The sequence below is a fragment of the Boseongicola sp. genome (genome assembly GCF_057460485.1).
In genome coordinates this window covers 1-7,158 of the sequence record NZ_JBVCWP010000195.1, presented here as the reverse complement: position 1 = coordinate 7,158, position 7,158 = coordinate 1, and the positions used below count along the sequence as shown (strand labels likewise).

Sequence of the window (7,158 nt, the reverse complement as noted above, 5' to 3'; positions counted from 1 at the left end):
GGCCGCATTGAAATTCTTAAAGAAAGCAATGCGTAAGCATGGTCGACCCGAGGTGATCGTCACGGACCTGCTGCGCTCGTACGGCGCTGCGCTGACGGAGATCGGTGCCGCAGACAGGCAGGAAACGGGCCGCTGGCTGAACAACAGGGCGGAGAATTCGCACCCGCTGCCTGACAGTGGTTTGCTTGCAAACCATGAAAAGGGGCCTTTTCGACGACGAGAACGGGCCATGCTTCGATTCAGGCGCATGCGAAGTTTGCAGAAATTCGTCGCCGTTCACGCTTCCGTCTACAACCACTTTAATCAGGAACGCAGCCTCTCAAGTCGAACTAATTTCAAGCTCAACCGCGCCGCTGCTCTTGCTGAGTGGCGTGGTCTCTGCGCGGTATAAGGGGCAGCTTCACTGTCCTTGCAGGGATTGGTTCGAATTAGTCTGGCAGCACCGGCGGTAAGCCTTTTGGATTTAAACTATGTATCGGGCACAGGCGTGAGTTCATGTGCATAGTCAAAGCCATGTTGGAAACTAAGATTATCCCGGATTTCTTTGTCGTTGAAGGCACCGAAGGAGGGACCGGTGCTGCGCCCTTGGAATTCGCCAATCATGTCGGAATGCCGATGATCGAAGGGCTGACATTTGTACACAACACTCTGCGTGGCATGGGTGTGCGCAGTCAGATCGAACTGGGTGCTGCGGGCAATAATGTCAGCGCGTTCGACATTGCCCGCACCCTGGCCTTGGGTGCAGATTGGTGCAATTCGGCGCGCGGATATATGTTTGCAATTGGCTGCATCCAGGCGCAAGCCTGCCATACCAACCGTTGCACCGTCGGCGTCGCAATCCAAGACCCTATCCGCCAGCGTGCGCTTGATCCCATCGGGAAAAGCAAACGCGTCGCCAGCTTCCATCGCAATACACTCGCAGCTTTGGGCGAAATGACCGGCGCGGCTGGTCTGTCTAGTCCTGGAGAGTTTCTGCCGCGCCACCTGATGATCCGCCAGGCTGACGCCCAGATGGTGACTGGCGACGACGCTTTCGCAAGCCTTGAGATAGGGTCATTGTTGAAGGAGGGCAAAGATGATTCCGGGGGATATCTAGCGCGCTGGTCGCGCGCAAACGCCAAACAGTTTGAACCCTCGGATTGAAATGAAACAGGCGAAAAGTGTTCGCCGTCACTTATCTTTGAGATGCCGACTACTCAGCGCATTCGCCTTGTTGTGATAGGCATCAAATCCGATTTGCTCGCGTAGATCAGCAAAATCCAGGAGGTGCTCTTGCGCCGACCGACCAGCTGCGAGGTCCGCTAGGGCAGCATTCATCGCCTTCATCGCGGCGGATAGCAGCGTCAAAGGATACGCGGCAATTGAATATCCCAACTCAACAAGCTGAGCCGGCGGCAGAATTGGCGTCTGTCCTCCTTCCAGCATATTTGCCATGTGAACGCCGTCGATGGAACTGCAGATAACGGCCATTTCTTCCGCCGAATAAGGTTCTTCAACGAATAGAATATCGGCGCCGATTTCGGCAAACGCCTCGGCGCGAGCAAGGGCTTCGTCAAGCCCGTGCTCGCGGCGCGCGTCTGTTCGGGCAAGGATCAAGATATCATGGCTAGCTCGCGCTTCAACGGCGGCGTGAATGCGTTCGACGGCCTCAGAACGACTAACGACGCTCTTTCCTTGGGTATGGCCACATCGCTTTGGGGCAACTTGATCTTCGATCATGACAGCAGCGCATCCCGCGCGAGCGAACCCGGATACAGTGCGCATTACGTTCATCGGATTGCCGTGACCAGTGTCACCATCTACGATCATAGGGATTGTAAGCGGATGCATCGCGTTACGCGCTTGATCCAGGACTTCGCCGTAGCTCATGAGTCCAGTATCAGGCGCACCTAGCCGCGAGGCGGAAGCCCCGAACCCTGATAAAAAAGTTAGATCAAAACCAGACTGTTCAATCAGTCTTGCGGAAAGCGCATCAAAGCAGCAAGGCATTGTGATTAGATCGCCTAGCGCAATAAGAGCGCGCAAACGGTCTGCCATCGGGTTGATAATTGACTCAGGGATGTGCATCTCCATATTTGGACAAATGCGGACACATGTTCATATTGTTAATATTCCGGACAAAAATGGACTGAGTAAACTTTCGGGGGATTTCTCCTAAAAGAGTGCTTTCAAAATATGTGAAGTTAGGATTTGGCACAAGCGCCAAGAACGGTCGACTACCGTATCGATCCAAAGGGTTTCGTACCCCACGTCTCACTATTTTTCTTTGTCGACTGGATCGAAAGCCACAAAAAACTGATGCGCGCAGTAGACCGCCACAGCGCCAAAAAGGAAGGCCCAGAATGGTCCTCCGTTCATGTACTCAAAGATGGCCCAAAGAGCACACCCAGCAACTACAAAAATGCGCCGCCAGAGCGGTACGAAAAACGTGGACTGAACGTTAAAGGCGTTGAATTTCGAGTGTTTGTTCTTTGGCATACTTTTCGCTTTCTCGTCTATTGCGCCCACAAGAGCGGTACCAACTGAAAATTATCAACTTGTTCTGTATGCTCCGAACGCGTGTCAAGAATCTAGCGAACAATCCTTCTCGACCCCGAGTGCGGAATGAAGCGCTTCCAGAAGATGCCAAGTTTACAGAAATTTGTCGCGATTAAAGGGTCAGTTCACCACCATTTCAGTCAAGAAAGAAGCTTCAACTTGTAAGGGGCATCTTCAAAGACGACTTCACAGCCATTCTCGCCAAGTGGCACAGTGTCGGCGTGGCATAAAGGGCCGCTGCACTGTCCATGTGGAAGCTGGTTTGTATTCGTCTGAGGGCACCGAACACAACGCACAGCAAAGCCGGAAAAACCGCCGGACTTACGCCCTCAAGGGAAGGTGCCGGTATAGCCGTGTTTTTGATCCATCTCAGGGCGAGCCCTCACCAACGGGGTATACTTGGTTCGGAATTGCGTGAATTCCCTTTGCGGCTTTTGCATTTGTCGGAGGGAATTACACGACTTTTCGATGCTGAGGGGGACGGGATAAATGAAAGTCAAAGAATACCTAAAGATCGAAAGCGCTGCAGATCTAAGTCGATCTGAAGTCGGACGATTAGGAACTGCGGTGCTATTTATCGTGGCCGTGATGATTTATGCCGGATCAAAATTCGCACATATTGAACAGTCACATCTATTGGTCGCAGCCGCAGTGGTTGGCGCATACATGGCCATCAATATTGGTGCCAACGACGTTGCTAACAATGTCGGGCCAGCGGTTGGTTCTTTTGCGCTGACGTTGACCGGGGCAATTTTTATTGCCGCCATCTTCGAGGCGGCAGGAGCGATCATCGCCGGCGGTGATGTGGTCAGTACGGTCAAGAAGGGCATCATTGATCCCGCCGACATTGCCGACCCGCAAGTCTTTGTCTGGGTCATGATGGGCGCACTGACCGGTGCGGCGATCTGGTTGAACGCCGCCACATGGCTAGGCGCGCCGGTCTCAACTACGCACTCGATCGTTGGTGGAGTTATGGGCGCGGGCATAGCTGCTGCAGGATGGGATGTAGTGAATTGGGAAGCGATGACCAAGATCGCAGCCAGTTGGGTGATTTCTCCTGTTACCGGTGGAATTATTGCCGCTGCGTTTCTGTATTTCCTAAAACGCACTGTGTTTTTCAAGGCTGAGCCGGTCGATTGTGCACGGAAAGTTGTCCCTTTCATGATCGGCATCATGGTTTGGGCGTTTACGACCTATATCGCGCTTAAAGGCATTAAACAGATCATCAAGATCGATTTCGCTAATGCGGTATTAATCGGCCTCGTTGTTGGACTGGTGTCTATCATCATTGTCCGCCCGCTGATAAATCGCGAGGCGCCCAATCTGGAAAACAATCGGGAAGGCGTGAACCGGCTGTTCACCATCCCGCTCATCATCTCTGCGGCGTTGCTAAGCTTTGCTCATGGCGCGAACGATGTGGCCAATGCCGTGGGGCCGCTTGCCGGCATCGTGGATGCCCTTACTGTGGGGGAAGGCGGAAGCCCCAAAGTGGCGATCCCTTTGTGGGTCATGGTCATTGGCGCGCTGGGTATTTCGGTCGGTTTGGCGCTTTTTGGACCAAAGCTGATCCGAACGGTGGGGTCTGAAATCACCGAACTGGATAGGTCACGCGCGTTCTGCATCGCGCTTGCTGCGGCAATCACCGTGATTGTTGCCAGCCATCTGAAGCTTCCGGTGAGCTCGACCCATGTAGCTCTTGGCGCGGTATTTGGAGTGGGTTTCTTGCGCGAATTCCTTGAGCTTCGCGTCGGTAAGGTCGTGGAAGACGTCCTGCATCAGCATGAAGGTGAACCAGATTTCGCCAAAGCCGAAGAGGTTCTGATGAACTTCCAGAATGCTCCGCCCGAGGAAAAACAACGCATTCTGAAGGAACTTCAGAAAATGGGTCCCGAGGCGGTCATCAATGCGGCTCAACGCAAGGAGTTGCGTAAGGCGCTGAAGCGGCAATTAGTAAAACGATCATCTCTTTTTAAGATCATATCTGCCTGGATCATTACCGTTCCGGTTTCGGCGATAATGGCGGCGATGTTCTACTTTGTTTTACGTGGAATGATGCTTCCATGAGGAGAGCAGAGCGATAATGAAAAGGCTTCTTTTACCGGCAATCCTTTTGATCTTGTCCTTCGGTTTCTGGGCCAGCAGCGACTTTCAGGAGATCGCTGCTGGCGTGGCTATCTTCCTTTTTGGCATGCTTATGTTGGAGGATGGATTTAAGCTGTTCAGCGGCGGCTTCCTGGAACGGGTATTGGAGAAAGCTACGGGCTCAGTCGCCAAGTCGGTGGGATTTGGTATCCTTACGACGACAATCATGCAATCCAGCTCGCTCGTTTCGGTGATTGCGATCTCGTTTCTATCCGCCGGGCTCATCTCGCTTGTAGCCGGGGTCGGTATCATCTTTGGCGCCAATATCGGCACTACGACCGGGGCCTGGCTGGTTGCCGGGTTTGGCTTGAAAGTCAATATTTCTGCCTACGCGCTGCCGATGTTGGCGATCAGCATTGTTTTGGTTTTCCAGAAGTCGAAATACCTGCGCGGAATGGGTTACGTGCTGGCTGGTCTTGGCTTCCTGTTCTTGGGAATTCATCACATGAAGGAAGGCTTCGAGGCCTTCAAAGATCAGTTTGATCTCACTCGATTTGCGATGACCGGATTTCTGGGACTTGCGGTCTATACCTTGGTTGGCGCTTCGGCCACTGTGGTCATGCAATCAAGCCACGCGACTATGGTGTTGATTATCACCGCTCTGGCCGCTGGCCAGGTCAGCTACGAAAACGCGCTTGCTTTGGCGATTGGGGCCAACATTGGCACGACAATCACAGCGATCATCGGCTCGTTTACGGCGAATTATCAGGGCAAACGGCTTGCTTTGGCACATCTTATCTTCAATCTGGTTACCGCCGGTGTAGCGCTGATTTTTATCGGCCCGATCCGAATTTCCGTCGACTATGTAAGTTCCGGTGTTGGCATCTCCGATACCGACTACGCCCTGAAACTGGCGGTGTTTCATACCATATTCAATGTGTTGGGCGTCGTCCTTATGTTGCCGACCCTTCGACGTTTAATCACGTTTCTGGAGCAAACCATTGTCCAGCCTGAAGAAGATCTGAGCCAGCCGAAATACCTTTCTGAGGCGGTCGACGAGTTTCCGGAGACCACTCAGATTGCGATGCGACGAGAAGTTCAGCATCTTTATGACAATGCAGTGGAACTGATCGCGCATGGCCTGAACCTGAGCAGGCACGAGTTGTTTGGGACCCGAGATATTGCTGCGACTGTCGCGGCCAGCAATAAGCCGATCGAGATCGATATCGATGAGCGCTACGAACACAGGATCAAAATCCTCTACTCTGCGATTGTCGAATTCGCCACTCGGGTGGGCGCGAAGGATATGCCTGCGGACGTGATGGATGATATCTATACAATGCGTGATGTTGCGGGGCGAATTGTGCGGGCTGTAAAATCGGTGAAACATCTGCGGCGCAACACCACGCACTATACTGAAACACCTCAGGGCGTGATTACAGACCTCTACAATGGTCTTCGCGCGGAAATCGGCCGTATCCTCGTCGAAGTCCATAAACTTGAATTGGCCGATCCCGAAGATCGCTCGAGCCTATGGCTGGATCAGGAACGTATTCTGGTCGAAAAAGACGCGCAGGACACAACTGGCAACATCGAATCTCTCATCCGCGACCAACTCCTGAGTGCAAGTGCGGCGACATCATTCATGAATGATTCAAATTATGCCTACAGCACGATGCGTGATCTGCTTGACGCCGCGCGCGCCTACTACATCGAAACCGAAGACGCAATGGCTGAAGTCGAACGGATTTTAACACTGGAAGACGACGAGTTGAGCGAAGTCGCGCCGCAGCAGTCTTCTTGAAAAGCATTGTTACATCACCGTTTCATTTTCCGGCTATGCATATCTGAACACTGGAGAAAAACATGAAACTTGGAAAGATCACTGAGAAATTGGACGACTACTTCAGTCGCCTAGAGGGCGGAAAAGCTAAGAAGATCAAGCCGTCGCATGTGGAGAAAGTGATTGCAAAACTTCACACAAAGCAACGTCTGCTGAACGAGGAACTTCTAGATGCGGAAAATCCGTCCAAACGGGATCGCCTTGAGAGCAAGCTTACGACGGCGCGCAAACAAATTGAGCGTGCGGAATGGCTATTGGCGAAGGTCAGTTCCTAGTCAGACTTTCAATTTTGGCGATTGTCTGTAGCGCGTCAACCACCTTGTCCGGGAGTGACAACCACCATGGCGGGCTTTGAGGCCGCTGGGTTTGGCGTGTCGTTCGGTGTTTTGGTTGGGTTTCTCCTTCGTTTTGGTTGTCGCTGGCGCTTCGGCCTGGGCCCTCTTGTTGGAGGCGGCAGCACGCTGACGGAAGCTTTCAGCATTCATTTCGAGGATGGTCGCGTGGTGGACGAGGCGATAAATGGCGGCGACGGTCATGGCCTTGTCGGGGAAGACCTGATCCCAACCACTGAAGGGTTGATTGGCCGCGATGGCGATGCTGCGGTATTCGTAACGCCGGGCGATCAGTTCGAAGAGGACGCCGGTTTCGGCCTGATCCTTGTGGGCATAGGTGATGTCGTCGAGGATGATCAGGTC

At 53.0% G+C, this 7,158-nt stretch carries 6 protein-coding genes and 2 pseudogenes; 6 read left to right on the top strand and 2 right to left on the bottom strand.

The annotated features are described in order from the left end of the window. Together AC221Y_RS17490 and AC221Y_RS17485 are read left to right on the top strand one after the other, a co-directional pair. Nucleotides 1–391, top strand: a 391-nt coding sequence (locus AC221Y_RS17490; RefSeq protein WP_486707868.1) for a DDE-type integrase/transposase/recombinase, incomplete at its 5' end; no start/stop codon positions are given. Nucleotides 392–441: 50 nt separating this feature from the next. Further along, a pseudogene (locus AC221Y_RS17485) lies at nucleotides 442–1,143 on the top strand (glutamate synthase-related protein); the annotation flags it as partial. Nucleotides 1,144–1,170: 27 nt separating this feature from the next. Here AC221Y_RS17485 and AC221Y_RS17480 read toward each other — a convergent pair. Beyond that, complete coding sequence (locus AC221Y_RS17480; protein ID WP_299757701.1) at nucleotides 1,171–2,037, bottom strand: isocitrate lyase/PEP mutase family protein; 867 nt, start codon at nucleotides 2,035–2,037, stop codon at nucleotides 1,171–1,173. 153 nt (nucleotides 2,038–2,190) lie between these two features. Between AC221Y_RS17480 and AC221Y_RS17475 the strand changes: the two genes are divergently transcribed. The 4 genes from AC221Y_RS17475 (at nucleotide 2,191) to AC221Y_RS17460 (ending at nucleotide 6,738) form a co-directional block, all read left to right on the top strand. Next, nucleotides 2,191–2,526, top strand: a complete 336-nt coding sequence (locus AC221Y_RS17475; protein ID WP_299757698.1) for a hypothetical protein — start codon at nucleotides 2,191–2,193, stop codon at nucleotides 2,524–2,526. A 501-nt stretch (nucleotides 2,527–3,027) separates the two neighbouring features. Further along, nucleotides 3,028–4,602 (top strand): inorganic phosphate transporter, encoded by a 1,575-nt coding sequence (locus AC221Y_RS17470; protein ID WP_486707867.1) that lies wholly within the window; start codon nucleotides 3,028–3,030, stop codon nucleotides 4,600–4,602. Between the two features lie 16 nt (nucleotides 4,603–4,618). Beyond that, the gene (locus AC221Y_RS17465) at nucleotides 4,619–6,424 is read left to right on the top strand and encodes a Na/Pi cotransporter family protein (RefSeq protein WP_486707866.1); all 1,806 of its coding nucleotides are present in this window, start codon (nucleotides 4,619–4,621) and stop codon (nucleotides 6,422–6,424) included. 62 nt (nucleotides 6,425–6,486) lie between these two features. Next, complete coding sequence (locus AC221Y_RS17460) at nucleotides 6,487–6,738, top strand: hypothetical protein (protein WP_486707865.1); 252 nt, start codon at nucleotides 6,487–6,489, stop codon at nucleotides 6,736–6,738. Nucleotides 6,739–6,906: 168 nt separating this feature from the next. Here the strand turns inward: AC221Y_RS17460 and AC221Y_RS17455 are convergent. Further along, nucleotides 6,907–7,158: pseudogene (locus AC221Y_RS17455) on the bottom strand (ATP-binding protein); the annotation flags it as partial.